This window comes from Burkholderia sp. 10_S31, assembly GCF_056930375.1.
This window is the reverse complement of the sequence record NZ_JBXOWK010000003.1, coordinates 1,128,829-1,145,759: the sequence shown is the minus strand read 5'-3', so window position 1 is coordinate 1,145,759 and position 16,931 is coordinate 1,128,829. Positions and strand designations below refer to the sequence as shown.

Here is a 16,931-nt window from a genome sequence, read left to right as displayed (position 1 = left end):
GATCGCAAGCGCCGATCGTTGTCAAACCTCGCCCTGTCCACGGTGCGCGAATCGTTTTCGCACCGCTGCGTACTCGATGGGGTTATATTGCTGGAGCTGCTGGTAATAGCCGCGACGGCTGATCTGATAGATGCCTTGGCGCTTGAGATCGGCAAGCGACTCCGCCATCTTGAGTGCGCAGGTATTCGGATTCAATACCGCGCGATTGCGCTCCTCCCCAGTTTGCAAGATCAATTTTTCGTAGCTTGCGGAGATGATCGTACAGCCGAGAATGGCAGTTTCGGCGCCTTTGTTTATCATCGCAGCCGCTGCTGCGCTCATCGCATCCCTGGCAACGCCGTCCGTATCTTTGATCATGTCGGTGACAAACCAGTTGATACACGAAACGTCGAGACAATTCGCCTGCTGGCCATATAGCCGAACGAGGTCTCGAAGATATGGCACGGCTTTGTGGTGGTCGGTGACGACGACGTAGTCGTGGCCAAAGTACGGTGCGAAATACATCGCCGCTTCAAGTGGTCCAATGACCGGTATGTCCACAAGCTCACGGGCAACTCTTACCCCCGGGTCATAGCAGCACCCGACAATGACAGCATCGAATCGCTCCCGCTCGGCCTTGATCACCTCTTCGAAAATGGCCTCTTCGATGAGATGCTTGTTGTAGTAGTAATCGATGTTTTCGGGGCAATTGCTCGTATTCGCGACGACAAGCTCCGTCCCGTCTCGCAAATATGGAGCCATCGTCTCACTGATCAACCCGTTGTATTGATCTGTACCGAACGGGTTGATGAATTTGATTGCAACAGTCATCTCACCTCTCGTTTCTTCATGGACAGCGCCGCCCCGCACACATAGGCGCGGCGCCTTGCCAGACAGTGCCGCTTTGCCCGTTCAATTAATCAGGCGCGCTGGCCCGACGTCAGCGCTGCGCGCATCCAGCCCATACGATTTGAGGATTTCAGCGATCGCACCGTTTTTACGCAGCGTAGCGATATCCGCATTGAGCGCCTCCCCGAGCTGAACACTGCTCTTCGGATACAGAAATACGATCTGTGCCGGCTCAACGGAGGAGCGAATTTTCGGATCAGGATCGGCGACCTTGATCTTGATGTGGGGATACCCACCCTTCTTCTGCACGTATATGCCCGCACCTGGGCTGTCCACGCCGGAATCCACCCGCCCGGTCGCGAGATCTTGTTCGAGGGCCACCGGTGTCGGGTAAAGCTTCAGGTCGTCGCCGTACATCTTCTGCAGATCGCCAACCCAGTTGTAGCCTTGAACGGTCCCGACTGTCTTGCCCTTCAGTTGAGAGAATTTCGTGAAACCCTCTTTGGAGAAGATGCCAGCCTGATCGAGATATACCGGGGCGGTGAGCCCGAGGACCTTCGCTCGCTCTGCCGTGGCATACCAGTTTCCGGCGCTCATGTCGGCCTTTCCTGTCGTCACGTACTGAATTTCCGCCGCGGTATCAACTTGCAAAGCATGGATCTTCAAACATTCCATGTCGCCGACCCGTTTGAGGATGTCGCCCTCGACGCCTGACATGGAGCCGTCTTTACCAGGAATGTTGTAGGGCGGAAGCATCATCGTCGATACGGTCAACGTACCGGGCACCACTGTCTTCATTGGGTGTGCGGGTTTGCAATCCGCATAGGCGTCGCTGGAGACACCGAACATACCGAGTGCAATCGCAGCCGTACCGTAGAGAATGTGTTGTGCGAGCTTCATCTGACTATTTCCCGTCGAGCGCGTTGTGAAAAATGAATGATCGTTTCGAGACACCGCGTGTCGATGCCCATACCGGTCCCATGTACCCTCGCGCCGGTATTGCTCACGTCTCGTGCCTTGAAAGCCTCCGTTCCAGCGATGACACCAACAACGTCGACGGTACGCAGATGCAAGCGTAAAGCAGAGCCGTCAACGTGAGGACCGGCATATACAGGAATGTCCCGGTGCCGATTTGATTGGCTCGTGTCACCAGTTCGGGAAGCGCTATCGTGAAGCACAGCGAAGTCGCCTGCAGCATGACCAAGGCGAAGCCCAGCAGGGGCGGCAAAGAAACCCGAAAAGCCTGCGGCAATACGATCAATCTGAGCGTGTCGATCTCTTTCAATCCGATCGTGTAGGCGGCCTCGCGCTGCCCGTGGGGGACAGAAAGCAGGCCCGCGCGCATGATTTCACTGGTGTAAGCGGCCGTACACCACGCCAAAGCCAATACAGACGACACGAACGATGACAGCGTGATGTGCAGCGCCGGCAGCCCGAAGTAGAAGAACTGCAGAAGGATGAGTGCGGGAGCGCCCCGCCCTAGTTCCACGATCACCACCGTCACATGACGAACGGCGTTGTCGGCCGCACCCACGCCCAGCGCAAACAGCAAGCCCAGCGGTATGCCGATCGCCATGCAGGAAACGGTCACCTCGAGGCTAGTCAGCAATCCGGACAAGAGACTCGGCAACCATTGCGCCCACAAGCTCACGAGTGCGGTCATCGCGAAATCCTTTCTCTGAGTCGCCGATCGAATCCGCGCGTGAGATACGCAACTGCGACACTGATCAAGAAATACACGAGCCCGTAGGTGGCGTAGACCTCGATGCCGCGAAACGTTTCTTGCGATACGCGGTAGGCGGAGAACGCCAGATCATGCACACCGATCGTCGAGGCGACGGCCGTGTCCTTCAATAGGCCGATGACATAGCTGGCCATCGTGGGAAGCACGAGCCGAAATATCTGCGGGATCAATACATCGCTGTATTGCCAGCGCGCCGGCAACCCGAGCGCCCGCGCCGCTTCGAATTGGCCGGTCGGCACCGCCTTGATGGCCCCACGATAGATTTCGGCGACATTCGCCGCCGTGATGAGGCCAAGCCCAATGACGGCTGAAGCGAACGGGCTAAGCGAAACGACATCGCTCCCGAGCCCAAAGAAGATGATGAAGAGCCAAACGATCGGCGGAATCGATCTGAAAGTCAGGATGAGCGCTACCGCGCCGTTTCTGACCAGCGGATTACCGGCGATGCGAAGCCTGCATAGCGGTACCGCCAACAACGCACCCATCACGAACGACGTGACGGTGAGCGCGATCGTCCACGGCAGCGCAGCTACGATCTCTCCGAAGATCTGCACGACTAGAGCCGACATCATCGATCCCTTACCGCCGACAAGAAACGCTGGACGCGCTCCGTCTTCGGGTTCGCCATGACATCCGCGCTCGGCCCCTCCTCCAACACGACACCATCGGCCATCACGATCACACGATCTGACACGCTCTCTGCAAAGCGCATTTCATGTGTCACGACCATCATCGTCATACCGTCGTCAGCGAGTTCCCGCATCACCGCGAGCACCTCGAGACCCACCTCCGGATCCAGCGCCGATGTCGGCTCATCGAACAGCATGATTTTCGGGTCGAGGGCTAAGGCGCGCGCGATTGCGATTCGCTGTTGCTGCCCGCCTGAGCATCGGGCCGGGTATTGGACGGCTTTGTTGGCTAATCCCACGCGGGTAAGCAACTCGATTGATCGAGCGTTCGCCTCTTCGCTGGAACGACCTAGCACTCGACGTTGCGCGAGACTGACGTTCTCGAGGACGGTCATGTGCGGGAAGAGATTGAACGACTGAAACACCATGCCCAACGACCTACGAAAGTGCATGAGTTTCGCCGCGTCCAGGGGCGTGCCGGCCGCAATTTGCACCTCGTCGACCGTCACCGACCCAGACGTGGGCGGTTCGAGCTGGTTGATACACCGCAGCAGCGTGCTCTTCCCCGAGCCACTTGGGCCGATGATTGCGACCACTTCGCCAGCGGCAATCTCGAGGCTAATATCGTGCAGGACGCGATGATCGCCATATACCTTCCCGACGCGATCGAGCGTGACCAGATGTGGCGTCGTGCTCGTTGAGGTTCGGCGAGCAGCGGTGGGTTCCGAGAGATCGCTCATTGCGGACCTTTCCGTCAATCGATTTGCGAGACTGTCGTTCGGCATCAGACGGTCCAACCGGCCTGGCCCCATGAACAAGGCGTGTCGCGCTCTAGTAGGTCACCGTCTTTTCGATTTGACCCATTGGAATTAAAATTAGACTACATGGTCAGTATGCACTGGCGGGCGTGGCGCGTCAAAATTGTTTTTGATCTCGGCCGGGAAAATACCTAGTAGCCGTCCGGCCTGAAGAAGGACCCGTTTACCAGGTCAGAGACCCGGCACGCATCGACGTGGACGCCTGCAGGAAGATGCAGCCCAGTATCGATCGAGCGCAGCGGCGGCCTCTGCTGCTGCCTGCGTTGCTGCATTTTCTTCATGACCGCGTTGGATGAATGTCCGATTCGATTCGCCTCGGGGCACGTACGTCCCATCGATCATGCCTTCGAGCATGATCGACAACGACTGAAGGTGAACCACCGCCGATATGGGCTCACAAGAATTCAGGTTGTAGTTGTGAAGCGCAATCATGATCCAGGACCTGCAATCGTCCAAACAGCGCCATCGTTCATAGGTATCGCGCCTGCCGATGACGCCCTCGACAGTGATGACAGGCCGCAGTGCTTGCTTGGCCTCGCTCAGCCTTTGATGCAAAACGTGCAATCGTACGTATGCTTCAGTAAGACCCGCGTCGCGGCCACTTGCGAGCGCATCGACAACCTCCTTCAATGCACGGAGCGCCGCGCGCTCAGCCGGCGACGCCTCGCTCGCTGCTCGCACCGGAAACACCACTGTTGCGACGAGCACCGCAGCCAACACGCCGATCATGGTTTCCTCGAATCGCATGAGGAGAATCTGCGTCTCAGAGAAGCCGAGCGAGGCGTACAGCAGACCCACGAAAATCGTCGCAAAAAGCACTCCAACCCCGTAGTTGACTGGGAGATAAAAATGCAACGCGAAAATCACAACAAAGATTGCCGCGCATGACAACGACATGTTTCCGCCGATAAGCCAGCCTATCAACAATCCTATTATTAGCCCCGTAACGGTGCCGGCAAGCCGGAGAAAACTTCTATGGATGGTTGTGGTGTTGGAGCGAGCAAGAACAGCATTTGCCGTAACAACTGCCCAGTACCATCGTCCGGGTACGATCCATTCAGCAAATGACAACGCCATGGTAACGGCGGCCGTGACTTGGATCGCTGGCCGCCAAGCAAGCGCGCCGATGAAAATAGGCGTCTTGTGGGCCGAAACGATTGGTCGAATTTCCATCTTTTCCGCGATTGTACGCAGCGTTGACACCGCGTCATCGAGCACAGCAATGCGTGCGGAGATTCGAGTGAGGAGCTGCGTATCTGAGCCCCTCCGATGTGCGGCCGAGATAGACGCTTCCCTTACGATTTGCGCTTCTACATGGGCTCGCGCCAAGGCATAAAAAAAGGCATCGGATTGGGCGAGGCTATGTCCGCTAAGTTCGCTCTCGATGACTGCTATCGACCGTCCTAGTCGATCGTAGGCCCTCTGGTCGGCTTTCTTGTATACATCGTCTCCTGAGGATCGCCTCAGAACGTTATGGCGGATTAGCGCTGCATTCCATTGAAAGTCGGATAAAGCGCTACGCAAGACGCGGGAGGATGAGTGGGGCAGGAACAGAATGCAGATAACGAAGGTTATCGCGGCGCCGATTGCAATCGACGTCATCTGAAATCGCACGGCTGCAATCGAAGGACTCGAGTAGAGTTCGACGCAAGTCACAACGAACCACATGACTGTTATACCGGAGGCCCGTCGCACGCAATCTTGGACCAACGTACCGAGAAACATGCCGACACAAAGGTAGATAGCCCCGAACCAAGGCGGCCAGTCCCTGAGCAGCGAAACGATGACGACGGTCGCAGCGATCGTTGCGCTCGATGCGAACAACATTTCCAACTGCCCGCGAAATCGCGTCTCGCGTGCGAGCACGACCCACAGGAATGAAATCAAGAATCCTGGCGCGGCAAGCGCGATGGCTTGCTCGGAACGAACGGCGAACTGGTAAAGCACGAGGCCGGAGCCCAATGAAGCGACGACTGCTCTGACCGCGTTGAACAGCCGGATTCGGCCGGGGTCGTGCCCCAACTCGGCGGCGAGGTCTCGGGCAACGCCCTTGAGATTCCAAGACCGCCACGCCGACGAAGATGGTTTCGACATTTGACTCCACGAAAATTGGGGATGCGTCGCGTCACACAGCGCAACATAGCCGTGAACACGGGTCTCGATCGCTGGCGTTGACCGGCTAGACTTGCAATTCAACCATTTAGAACCAAAATTAGACCTTCTGGTCAGTATGCCCTCGATGGCGCGGCGCGTCAAAATTGTTGCCCGTGCCGTCGAGGAAGCGCAACACAGTCAGCCAACACTGGCGGGCGAGCAGTTGACTGACTTCGGAGGCCTGGCATACATCGATGCCGCTGCCTTGCCGGACGACATCTTCGCGGAAGCAATAATAGGAGCGCACATGGCAGCAGACGTGAAACAGATCGGCGACACACTCATGGCGTTGGAACGGTCGCTCAATGAGCGATGGAGTTCCGGTGACAGCGGCGGCTATCTCGAGAACTACCATGAAGACATCAGCTATTTCGACCCAGTGACAGAAACGTTGCTTGTCGGTCGGTCCACGGTCGTGGCACACATTTCGAAGATCTACAGCAACCCGCACATCGTGCGGTGCGAGTATCTCAATCCGCACGTGATCGTCAGTGGTGAGGGTGACCTGGCGGTGCTTAGCTACAACCTCAACACCTTTGTAACCGACCAGTCGGGCGGCGAGAAGTTGCTGAGGGCATGGAATTCGACCGAGGTTTACCGCCTGGTCGATGAGCAATGACGCATCGTGCATTCGAACTGGGCGCTGACGAAGTCTTTCGCCGGCGCCGTCGCATCCTGAACCGCAGATCAACGCCTGCCGCCGTCACATCGAGATCGGCGGCGCGGCGCTGATTCTCAGTTGCGGCTCTTGTCGACCAATTTGTTGGCTTTGATCCAAGGCATCATCGCGCGCAGCTGATCCCCCACCGTCTCGATCTGATGCTCGGCGTTCAAGCGACGGCGGCTGATCAACGTGGGGGCGCCGCTGGCGGACTCCAAGACGAAGCTTTTGGCGTACTCGCCGGTCTGGATGTCGCGAAGCACCTTCTTCATCGTGGACTTGGTTTCCTCCGTGACGATGCGCGGGCCGGTGACATATTCGCCATACTCTGCGTTGTTCGAGATCGAGTAGTTCATGTTGGCGATGCCGCCTTCATAGATCAGATCGACGATCAGCTTCAGTTCGTGCAGGCACTCGAAGTAGGCCATCTGGGGTGCATACCCTGCCTCCACCAGCGTCTCGAAACCGGCTTTGATCAACTCCACGGCGCCGCCGCACAGCACCGCCTGCTCGCCAAACAAGTCGGTCTCGGTCTCCTCCCGGAAGTTGGTCTCGATGATGCCGGCTCTGCCACCGCCGTTAGCGATGGCATACGACAGGGCCAAGTCGCGAGCCTTGCCGCTCTTGTCTTGATGTACCGCCACGAGGTGGGGCACGCCCCCTCCTTGCGTGTAGGTGCTACGTACGGTATGGCCCGGCGCCTTAGGAGCGACCATCCACACATCGAGGTCGGCGCGCGGCTGCACGAAGCCGTAATGCACGTTGAAGCCGTGGGCAAAAACGAGCGAGGCGCCTTCCTTGATGTGTGGCGCGACGTCGTTCTTATAGACGTTGGCGATCTGCTCGTCGGGCAGCAGGATCATGACGACGTCGGCTTGCTTCACGGCGCCGACTACTTCCGCAACCTTCAGGCCGGCCTTCTCTACCTTGGGCCAGGAAGCGCCACCCTTGCGCAACCCCACCACGATGTTCACACCGCTATCGCTCAAGTTCTGCGCGTGTGCGTGGCCTTGCGAGCCATAGCCGATAATCGCGACGGTCCTGCTTTTGATGAGGCTCAGATCGCCGTCTTTGTCGTAAAAAACTTTCATAAAAATTCCTTTCGGATGGTTGCTGGGCTTAAGCCGCCATGCTGGGTTGATCGAACAAAGCGCGCGCCGCTCGGACAGCGTCCTGCGCCTGAATGCGAGAAACGACCTCGAGCGTCTGCGCATAGCCGACCGGAATGCGTGGAGCGCCCAGCCGGGAGACGCGGCAGCCGGTCTCCTGTGCTGCGGTAGCCGCTACTTCCGCGCCGAAGCCCGCAACCTGCACGGATTCATGCACCACTAGCAGTTTCTTCGTGCGCGCACAGTCCGCGAGGACCGTCTCTCGGTCCCACGGCCAAATCGAACGCAGGTCGATAACGCTGGCGGAAATACCTTCGGTCGCGAGCGCAGCGGCGGCCTGCTGTGCAACATGCACGGCGGCCGACCAGGAAACGATGGTTAGATCCGCGCCTCGTTGGATGACGCGCGCACGGCCGGGCGGAACAATGGCGCCCGTATCGACCTGACCGCTCATGGCCCACAATTCCTTGTGCTCCATGTAGATCACGGGATCCTCACCACGTAACGCATCCGCCAGCATGGTGTAACTGTCCTGCGGGGTAGCGGGGCACATGACGGTTACACCAGGCAGATGCGCGAACCATGATTCCAAGCTTTGCGAGTGTTGTGCGGCGCTACTGCTCCAATGTCCTATGGGCATGCGAAAAACCACTGGAACGCGCCCCTGTCCGCCAAACATATAGCGTGCTTTCGCCGCCTGGTTGACGATCTCGTCCATCGCGCACAACGCAAAGTCGATGACACGCAGCTCTACGACAGGGCGCAAGCCGGCGAGCGCCATTCCGACGCCAACGGCAGCGATCGCGCTTTCGGAAATCGGTGCGTCGATCACGCGCTCATTTCCAATCTCCGCCTGAATACCCTTGTACTGCTGGAATATGCCACCGCGTCCGACATCCTCGCCTACGACAACCACATTGGCGTCGTGAGTCATTGCCTCGCGCAGCGCCTGCTGCGCGGCCTCCGCGTAGGTCATGGTTTTCAGTACCACGTGCCGCCTCCCAGCGTCTGGACGTCCGCAAACGCTTCCACGCCCGCTGGCATGGGCGACGCTTCGGCAAAAGCGAGCGCTTCTTGCAACTCCCGTGATACCTCCTCGTGGACGCGGTCGAGTTGAGCTTGCGACGTCCCCGTCTCCAGAAGACGTCCCCTCGCGCGCAGCATCGGTTCCTCTTTCGCCGCAATCTCGATGTCGGTCGGATCGCGATAAGCTTGCTTGTCAGCGGAAAGGTGGCCGCGCATGCGCCGGGTTAGCGCGTGCATCAAGCGTGGCCCCTCGCAGGCGCGGATTTCGCGCACCAGGCGTTCCGCCAACGCGCACACAACCTCGACGTCGTTGCCGTCGACACGCTCGGCCGGGACCCCAAGAGCCGCCGAGCGAGCGACGACGCCAGGCCCCGCCGTGAGTTCATGTGTGCTGCTAGTCGACGACCAGCGGTTGTCCTCGCACACAAAGAGCACAGGCAACTTGAACAAAGCCGCCCAATTGAGTGCTTCTAGGAATGGGCCTCGGTTCACAGCGCCATCGCCAAAAAAGCAGGTCACGATATTGGGCTTACCCTGAAGCTTCATCGCCTGAGCGGCGCCGCATGCGATAGCCAAGCCGGCTCCCACGATTCCATTCGCGCCCAGCATGCCGACCGAAAAGTCCGCAATGTGCATCGAGCCGCCCTTGCCGGAGTTGGTCCCATCGCGCCGGCCGAACAGTTCGGCCATCATTCTGCGCATGTCCGCCCCCTTCGCAAGCGTATGCCCATGGCCGCGATGGCTGCTGGTTAGTAGATCGTCCCGTTCGAGATGGGCGCACACGCCGGCGGCTACCGCCTCTTGACCGATCGACCCGTGCAGCGGTCCGCGCACTTTCGCGCGCTCGTCGATATGCTGCCCGAGGACAGCCACGCCGCCGAGGCTAAGCTCTTCCGCCGCGAGCTCGAACGCACGAATGCGCGCCATGCTGCGATACAGAGAAAGTAGTTCCATAAATTCCTACGCCGCCAGGCCCTTCAACGCGAGCTCATAGCTCCTGATGCCAAAGCCGGTGACAGAACCGCTGCAGCAGGCGGCAAAAGGTGATGCAATGCCACGCGCCGCAGGGTTGCTTACATGAACCTCGACACAGGGACAGCGCAGAGCTTGAACGGCAGCGATGACCTTCGGTGTGCCTGATAGGAAGCCAGCCGGATTGATGATGACTGCATGGATCGAATCATGAATCTGGCTCAACCTGTTCGCCACTACCGTCTCGTCGTTCGAATGAAAAAACGTCACGTCGAAGCCCACTTCTGTCGCGTACCCGCGAATCGCCTCTTCGTATTCGCCGAGCTTCATCGATCCGAAAGTCTCGATCGCTTCCAGCCCGCGCTTCTCCATTCCGGCGCCATGCACGACGAGAACGGTCGCTACGGGCTTGCCCATCTTCTCCGTCCCGCTCACAAGCCCAGCAAGAGATCTCGAACGTCCCGTTGAGGATCATCGACCAGCTTCGTCGCCGGGCCAAAGACCATGGTCGTGCGCGAGGCGGAATCGTACGTCGGCCAAGGCGACTCCTTCGTCGAAGGATTTCCGCTTCGAGCAAAGTTCACCCACGCGTCGAACATTTGACGGCCGACAACGGCACGTTTGTTCTCAGGATCGGCCGCCGCACGCAGCGCGTCGGTATCCTCTCCGTCCCACGCCGTACCGTAATCGCCAAGGCCAAAGATGAATGGCAATTCCACCCCATGCACGGCCCATTCCGCCCGGAAGCACGGTGTCTTCCATGCACATTCGTACATGTAGACTTGCGCACCCTCACGCGCAATGAGGAGCTCGGACTGAATGGTTGCGCCCTTCCTAAAGCTGACATCGGAGGCCACCCGAACAACCATCTCCGCGTCGGAAAGATGGGGCATCAATTCACGATACTTTCGGACAACGGGTAGCAACTCTTCGACACTGAAGTTCCATTGCAATTGACTTTTCGCGCACAGCCTTGCGACGTCCACATCCGCTTGCAATGGACCATACATGTCGAGTCCAACGTACGTCGCCCCCTCGTCGGTGTTCAGGCCGATCAGAAACGGAATGTCGCGCACGAAATCGGGCGCCTTGTCGCGCCAGACCATTTCAGGCATGACGCGCCCATCCACCGTGGGGCCATATGCGAGATACGGCGTGTAGTAAGTGTTGGTTTCCTCGGCAACTTTGTCGAAGCACCGAACGAGCGTGTCGGCCGGGACGGCCTGCAGCGCGCGGACGTCGCCACGCTTTAGCTGCAAGGTATCGAAAACGGCATCGGTCAGCATCGACGCTTCATGAGCAGTTCGGATTTTCATGATCGAACCGCTCTGAACGATGGCCTTATGAAAGAGACCCCGCGCAGCCGGCATGCCGCAGAGCATGGTGATCTTGCCGCCCCCGCCCGATTGCCCGAACACGGTGACGTTGCTCGCGTCACCGCCGAAGCGCTCGATGTTGGTTTGCACCCACTTGAGCGCCTCGATGATATCGAGGTGGCCTGCATTGCCTGCCGTGCCGAAGCGTTCGTCGTCGCCCAGGTAGGTATAGCCGAATCCGTGCAGGCGTTGATTAACCGCCACCGTAATGACGTTGCCGCCCTTGGCAAGGTTGCCGCAGTTGTACCCAGGCGCATAGGCTGAGCCGAACGAATAGCCGCCGCCGTGCAGCCACACCATGACCGGCAATCGTGACGACTCAGAGGCACTAGCCGGGCAAAAAACCTCCAACGTCAGGCAATCTTCGCTCGCCGGGCCGGGACTGAGCCAAACCGGAAAGTCGGGGTTGGTTTGCACACAGTGATCGCCGAATACGAATGCATCGCGAATTCCGGTCCACGGAGTGACGGGTTGCGGCGGCATGAACCGATTCGTACCCGAAGTATTGGCGCCATATCGAACACCTAGAAAGGATGCAAGGCCATCGCTCACACGACCGCGCAGTTTGCCGTACTGGGTGTCGACCACCCTAAACGAGTCCACGCCGTTTCCACGATCTTTTTCGACTTGTCCAACTGCAATGTTCACGATCTCGATTCCCTAAATAAATATCAGTCATTGAATCGGCGTACTGGCGCATGCCCGAGCGCCAACGCCCGACGACACGTGCGCCGCCGGCCTGATGTAAAGAAACTCGTGCTACGAATGACCGCCGAGGTCATGCGACCGACGGCCGGCGCCGCATCAAATCACTTGCCGCCCAATAGCGAGATAGATGTCCGGCCGCGCGCGCCTCAAGTACCGCGCATAAAGGACGCCAATCAAAAGCGTTCCGAAGACGACAGCGATCAGAGCGTGCGAAACCCGCACATTCCCAGTCAAGACTTTCATATTCGCCGTTGCCAGCCAACCGACAAACGAAAGGAGAAAGAAACTCACGGTGGGCGCAACTCTGGTTCTCAAGAAACTCTGACCTTTCATATTGCGCGCAAAGAACACCAGCACCGACAACGACGTCAAAATCAGCAGCAGCAGCAAACAATATCCGCCCACCCCGGTCAGCACAGCAAAGGCGCCGAACGGCTCTACTCCGCTCTTGATCACACCGATCAAAATGACCAACATCAAGCCGGTTACGACGACCGAAGCGCGGTGAGGCGAACCATGGCGTTCATGTACGGTGGCCAAGGCGCGCGGAAACGTGCCATCGAGCCCCAAGCAATAGATGTATCGAGAAAGGATATTGTGCAGGGCGAGCAAACAGGCAAAGACGCTCGAACATAGCAAAGCGTTCACGGCTTCCAAACCGGCCTTGCCCAGATAGAGGCCGATCGCGTTCAGGGAGATCTGCGAAGGATCGGCTGCGGCCCTCTCTAGGACCGATTGCGGACCGTATGCACAAATCAAAAAATACGATGCAGAGCTGAACAAAGTGGCCATGACCAAGATCGCGCAATACGTCGCTCGCGGAACCGTCACCTCCGGATCACGAGCCTCCTCTCGGAATACGGCGGTCGCCTCAAACCCGGCGAAGCAGGTCACCCCGAACAATAAGGCGAGCCCAACGGAACCCGATGTCACAGCGCTAGGCGTCAGCCATGACGGCGACAGGACGGCTGCGCCCTTAACCGCGGCCACAGCGATCTGCCAGACGAATACGATCAACACTTCGCAAATCAGTGCGAGCGTGAGAACGCGAGCCGAAAACGTAATGCGCAAATAGCCGAATACGCCGACGGCGGCAAGCAGCAGAAGCGAATATGCCCACCAAACAAGCGGCTGTGCATTGAACAGATGCTTCACCAACGAAGCGTAGACGATGCCGGAATAGAGGTAGATGCCTATCATCATAAAGCCATAGGCAAGCATCGCCATCAGCGCGCTACCGAGGCCCAGAGGTCGCCCGATCCCCGCGGTAATGTATGCATAGAACGCACCCGCATTGGGTACGTGCTTCGACATTGCGGTAAATCCCACCGCGAAAATCAGGATGAGCGCCCCCGCGACCAGGTACGTGACTGGCGCACCCAGCCCGTTGCCGAGGGTCATCATGACCCCCATGCCGGTAACAACGGTTAGCGGAGCGTTATACGCCAGCACGGTAAACACGATTTCCAGCATCCCCAACTGCCCGGAAAGCGTGGCGGGACGATTCTCGCCAGAGGGTGTGGCGAATTCCGGCAGCGCGGCCCTTTCATTACTGTCGATCAACGTATTCACTCCTGCTCCCGCTTTTCGTTCCAAGGTAGTCCACCTCCGGCCCAGAAAGCCAGTTGCGTCCTGGCGACGCCTGGCTCGACAAGAGCAAACAAGCGACGAGAACGCGGACTCCACATCTATACAAATGACGGATCACCGCCACCAAGAGCCGTTCCTCCAGCGGGTGTCCCTCCCGCTGCGCGATTCATACTAATTGGTCAAATCAAAAGAACGGTAAGTACGATGAAGTGAACTTTACGGGAGCAAAAGTTTTTATACAAGGGTTTTCCGGGGCCCTCATCGCAAGCATCGCGGTGAAAACCGAGCCAGTTGGGCGATGACGAGCCACTACAGTACTTTCCCTAACTTGCCGCGAGACGTGGGACATCATGCTGGGGGCTTAGCGCGGACACCACTGCACGCCGACGTATTTGGCTGGCGATGCGGCAACTGACGTCTCGGGCTCGATTTATCGCCAGCGCGTCATTCGACTAGCGACCTTCTGTGAGTCGCTTCAATCGGCCTGATGAAAGAGAGATTCATCCGTCGAATCGTCGCCCGAGACGCACGCATTGTTCATCACTTCCTTCCCGAGTTTCTGCAGCCGGTCGCCCAGCGCCGCGCGACGGGCGTCGCTCAGTCGCGCCGGCGTGGATACCAGCACCATGGCCGCAATCGGATTGCCGTCCTCCTGCAGCAAGGGCACGGCAATGCCCCAAAACCCCGGCGCCAATGTGCCCGGGATGAACGCGTAGCCGCGCGCCCTCGTCTCCGTGACCTGCTTGTGTACGATGTCCGCCGACATATGGGTGTACACAGCGCCATACCGGTCAGCATTGGCCCGGATGATCGATTCGACTTCCTCATCGGGCATCGCCGCGAGAATCGCCAAACCGCCGGCGCCGAGGCCAAGGGGATGTCGATCGCCCACGCGCAAGGCGCTTTGCGGATACTGCTTGTTCGCGCTCGCGCGGGAAATGCATATGGCCTCGAGGCCGTGCCGCACCGTGAAGAAAATCCAGTCACCGGTCTCCAACGCCAGTGATCGGAGCACCGGTGCCGCGACACGTTGAATGGCGTAGCTCGGCTCGGCTGCGAGGCCCACCGCGTAGGCTTCCGGCCCGAGCCGATACCGTCTCGTCGTCGGATCTTGGACCACGAACCTCTCGTCGAGCAACGTACGCGTGAGCCTGACCGCGGTCGTCTTCGTCAAATCCATCCGCCGCGCGATCTCGCTGACACCCAACCCATCCGCTTGGGATCTGGCCAGCACCTTCAAAATCCGCAAGCCTCTGCGCAGTGTTTGCGCTCCGTCTGTCACGACGTCGTTCGCTATCGCTCCTCGCATCGCCTCTCCAGTCAATCGGTCCATATTTCGGTCCATTTTATAATGGCTCGTTCATTTTTTGTCAAAGATATGCCGCATATACTGAAATCACACCATCACATTTGGTCCGATATGTGAACCATTGAGCAACCATCGGGCAGATAGCCGATGGCCACCCGGCACACTTATTGGCCAAGTCATCGTTCGGCACACAGGCGGCTCGATAGGAAAACAAAATATGCGAGACACTGAAACACTCAACGGAGAGCCGTTCAGCCCCGGGCGCGTCATCGTGACCGGAGCTGCCTCGGGCATCGGCCGTGCAACCGCCACATGCTTGCTGCTCGAAGGTTGGCAAGTCGTGGCGATCGATCGCGATGCGCTAGCCCTCGAGAAACTGCGTCTGGAACACGGCAATGCCGCCGGTCTCTCCGTCGACGCCGTCGACATTACACATACCAACGAAATCGAGCGGATCGTCTCCGAATTGGCCGACGATGTCCCCCTGCGCGGGTTGGTGTGCTGTGCCGCCAAAGGGGATAACACACTGTTCCTCGAGTTATCTCTCAGTTCGTTGCGCTCCGTATTCGACGTCAACCTGATGGCGACGTTTTCGCTTTGCCAAGCGGCTGCCCAGCGGATGGCGAGGCACGGGAAAGGCGGCTCGATCGTCAACATCACGTCGGTCTCCGGCCTCCGGGCCAACGCTGGCCGATCCGCCTACGGCGCCTCCAAGGCAGCGGTCGAAATGCTTAGCAAGATCATGGCAGTCGAACTTACGCCCGAGCGTATTCGCGTCAACACCCTCGCCCCCGGCCCCACGCTGACCTCGATGGCTGCGGGCATGCACCGCGGCTCGGAGCGCGAGCGACTGCTCAGATCAGTGCCGCAAGGCCGCTATGCCACCCCTGAGGAAATCGCACAGGGGGTGGCGTTTTTATTGGACGAGCGCCGCTCCGCCTATGTGACAGGACACACGCTCTGTGTCGACGGCGGCATGTACGCGGCGGGTAGTTTCGAACCCTCGCCTGCAATCGCTTGAGGCCCGCAGGCTAGCCCTCGGCTTGCACGTGCCGGCATGCATAAATCATTCGACGGAGACACACATGACATCTGACGCCATCACCTGGGTCGACACGGTGACCAAGCTAGACGAACGCCACGCCGGCGCAGTCATCGTGGCCGGATCACACGGAGGAGGCTACGCTGCTTACTGCGCCGCCCGTGCTCAAGTCCGGGCCGCGATATTCAACGACGCGGGAGTCGGCAAAGACGCCGAGGGAATTCATGCCCTTTCTTACTTCGATGCGCTAGGGGTCCCCGCTGCTACGACCTCGCACCTCTCCGCGCATATCGGCGACGGCAAGGACAGTTTCGAGAACGGCGTGATTTCCCATGTGAACGAAACGGCGCGGGCGCTCGGTTGCAGGGCCTCTCAGGCTACCCGCGAATGCGCCGGCTTGATGCTGGCCGCGCCCGCATTCACCTATCCGGTTCCAGCAAAAGAGGAAAGTCGCACCGTCATCGCGGATGCGGCAGGACGAGCAGAAGTGGTCGTGATCGATTCGCTGGCCTTGCTGCTGCCACGAGACGCGAATTCGGTCACGGTCGCGGGCTCTCACGGCGCGATTTTGCCGATGGATGACCGCATCCTGCTAGCAGGCGACGCACTGGGCGCGCTTTTCTGCGACGCTGGCTTCGGCAAAGATGACATCGCGGTAAGCAGAATCAAGAAGCTCGATCTGCATGGCAAACCGGGCGCGGCGGTATCCGTCCATACCGCCCGGATCGGCAACGGAATGTCGGTCTTCACCGAGGGAATCCTGTCCTTCGTCAACGAAACCGCCGCGCGCTACGGTGCTCGCGTGGGAATGACGGCCAGGGAATACGTATCGCTCCTTCAAGACACGTTTGCATCGAAAACTGCGAGCGCGCCGGTACGCGCAAGCGAAGCGTGAACTCAATGGTGATCGGAGATTTGGGGCAAGTAAAGCGCGGAAGAAGGCAGGTAGCGCCGCCTTGTCCGCG

General features: G+C 59.0%; 16 protein-coding genes. 3 read left to right on the top strand and 13 right to left on the bottom strand.

What is annotated here, in order from left to right:
• Window positions 1–21 precede the first annotated feature (21 nt).
• From AC1Z3W_RS25380 to AC1Z3W_RS25355, 6 genes are all read right to left on the bottom strand, one after another.
• Window positions 22–810, bottom strand: coding sequence for an aspartate/glutamate racemase family protein (locus AC1Z3W_RS25380; protein WP_483508701.1), 789 nt, complete (start codon window positions 808–810; stop codon window positions 22–24).
• An 81-nt stretch (window positions 811–891) separates the two neighbouring features.
• Window positions 892–1,728 carry a substrate-binding periplasmic protein gene (locus AC1Z3W_RS25375; protein ID WP_483508699.1) on the bottom strand — a complete coding sequence of 279 codons (837 nt, stop codon included), beginning with the start codon at window positions 1,726–1,728 and terminating at the stop codon, window positions 892–894.
• Between the two features lie 103 nt (window positions 1,729–1,831).
• Window positions 1,832–2,491, bottom strand: coding sequence for an amino acid ABC transporter permease (locus tag AC1Z3W_RS25370; protein WP_483508698.1), 660 nt, complete (start codon window positions 2,489–2,491; stop codon window positions 1,832–1,834).
• Complete coding sequence (locus AC1Z3W_RS25365; protein ID WP_483508697.1) at window positions 2,488–3,126, bottom strand: amino acid ABC transporter permease; 639 nt, start codon at window positions 3,124–3,126, stop codon at window positions 2,488–2,490. The genes AC1Z3W_RS25370 and AC1Z3W_RS25365 overlap by 4 nt, the downstream gene beginning before the upstream one ends.
• A 14-nt stretch (window positions 3,127–3,140) precedes the next feature.
• Window positions 3,141–3,941, bottom strand: a complete 801-nt coding sequence (locus AC1Z3W_RS25360; protein ID WP_483508696.1) for an amino acid ABC transporter ATP-binding protein — start codon at window positions 3,939–3,941, stop codon at window positions 3,141–3,143.
• Window positions 3,942–4,190: 249 nt separating this feature from the next.
• Window positions 4,191–6,113, bottom strand: coding sequence for an FUSC family protein (locus AC1Z3W_RS25355; protein ID WP_483508695.1), 1,923 nt, complete (start codon window positions 6,111–6,113; stop codon window positions 4,191–4,193).
• 91 nt (window positions 6,114–6,204) lie between these two features.
• Here AC1Z3W_RS25355 and AC1Z3W_RS25350 point away from each other — a divergent pair, with 91 nt between their 5' ends.
• Entirely contained in the window at window positions 6,205–6,792 is a 588-nt protein-coding gene (locus AC1Z3W_RS25350; protein WP_483508694.1) for a YybH family protein, read from the top strand.
• A gap of 116 nt (window positions 6,793–6,908) precedes the next feature.
• On the opposite strand, the gene ilvC is transcribed toward AC1Z3W_RS25350, so the two are convergent.
• The 7 genes from ilvC to AC1Z3W_RS25315 all read right to left on the bottom strand — a co-directional run bounded on the left by ilvC (window position 6,909) and on the right by AC1Z3W_RS25315 (window position 14,948).
• Complete coding sequence (ilvC, locus tag AC1Z3W_RS25345; protein WP_483508693.1) at window positions 6,909–7,925, bottom strand: ketol-acid reductoisomerase; 1,017 nt, start codon at window positions 7,923–7,925, stop codon at window positions 6,909–6,911.
• Between the two features lie 28 nt (window positions 7,926–7,953).
• Window positions 7,954–8,934 carry an alpha-ketoacid dehydrogenase subunit beta gene (locus AC1Z3W_RS25340; protein WP_483508692.1) on the bottom strand — a complete coding sequence of 327 codons (981 nt, stop codon included), beginning with the start codon at window positions 8,932–8,934 and terminating at the stop codon, window positions 7,954–7,956.
• Entirely contained in the window at window positions 8,925–9,923 is a 999-nt protein-coding gene (locus AC1Z3W_RS25335) for a thiamine pyrophosphate-dependent dehydrogenase E1 component subunit alpha (protein WP_483508691.1), read from the bottom strand. The genes AC1Z3W_RS25340 and AC1Z3W_RS25335 overlap by 10 nt, the downstream gene beginning before the upstream one ends.
• A 6-nt stretch (window positions 9,924–9,929) precedes the next feature.
• Entirely contained in the window at window positions 9,930–10,358 is a 429-nt protein-coding gene (locus AC1Z3W_RS25330; protein WP_483508690.1) for a type II 3-dehydroquinate dehydratase, read from the bottom strand.
• Between the two features lie 14 nt (window positions 10,359–10,372).
• Window positions 10,373–11,965, bottom strand: a complete 1,593-nt coding sequence (locus AC1Z3W_RS25325) for a carboxylesterase/lipase family protein (protein WP_483508689.1) — start codon at window positions 11,963–11,965, stop codon at window positions 10,373–10,375.
• A 156-nt stretch (window positions 11,966–12,121) separates the two neighbouring features.
• Window positions 12,122–13,597 carry an APC family permease gene (locus AC1Z3W_RS25320; protein WP_483508688.1) on the bottom strand — a complete coding sequence of 492 codons (1,476 nt, stop codon included), beginning with the start codon at window positions 13,595–13,597 and terminating at the stop codon, window positions 12,122–12,124.
• 493 nt (window positions 13,598–14,090) lie between these two features.
• Window positions 14,091–14,948 carry an IclR family transcriptional regulator gene (locus AC1Z3W_RS25315; RefSeq protein WP_483508687.1) on the bottom strand — a complete coding sequence of 286 codons (858 nt, stop codon included), beginning with the start codon at window positions 14,946–14,948 and terminating at the stop codon, window positions 14,091–14,093.
• A gap of 193 nt (window positions 14,949–15,141) precedes the next feature.
• Here AC1Z3W_RS25315 and AC1Z3W_RS25310 point away from each other — a divergent pair, with 193 nt between their 5' ends.
• Together AC1Z3W_RS25310 and AC1Z3W_RS25305 are read left to right on the top strand one after the other, a co-directional pair.
• Window positions 15,142–15,945, top strand: a complete 804-nt coding sequence (locus AC1Z3W_RS25310; protein ID WP_483508686.1) for an SDR family NAD(P)-dependent oxidoreductase — start codon at window positions 15,142–15,144, stop codon at window positions 15,943–15,945.
• 64 nt (window positions 15,946–16,009) lie between these two features.
• A complete protein-coding gene (locus AC1Z3W_RS25305) occupies window positions 16,010–16,861 on the top strand; it encodes a hypothetical protein (RefSeq protein WP_483508685.1) in 852 nt (283 codons plus the stop codon).
• Window positions 16,862–16,931: the final 70 nt, after the last annotated feature.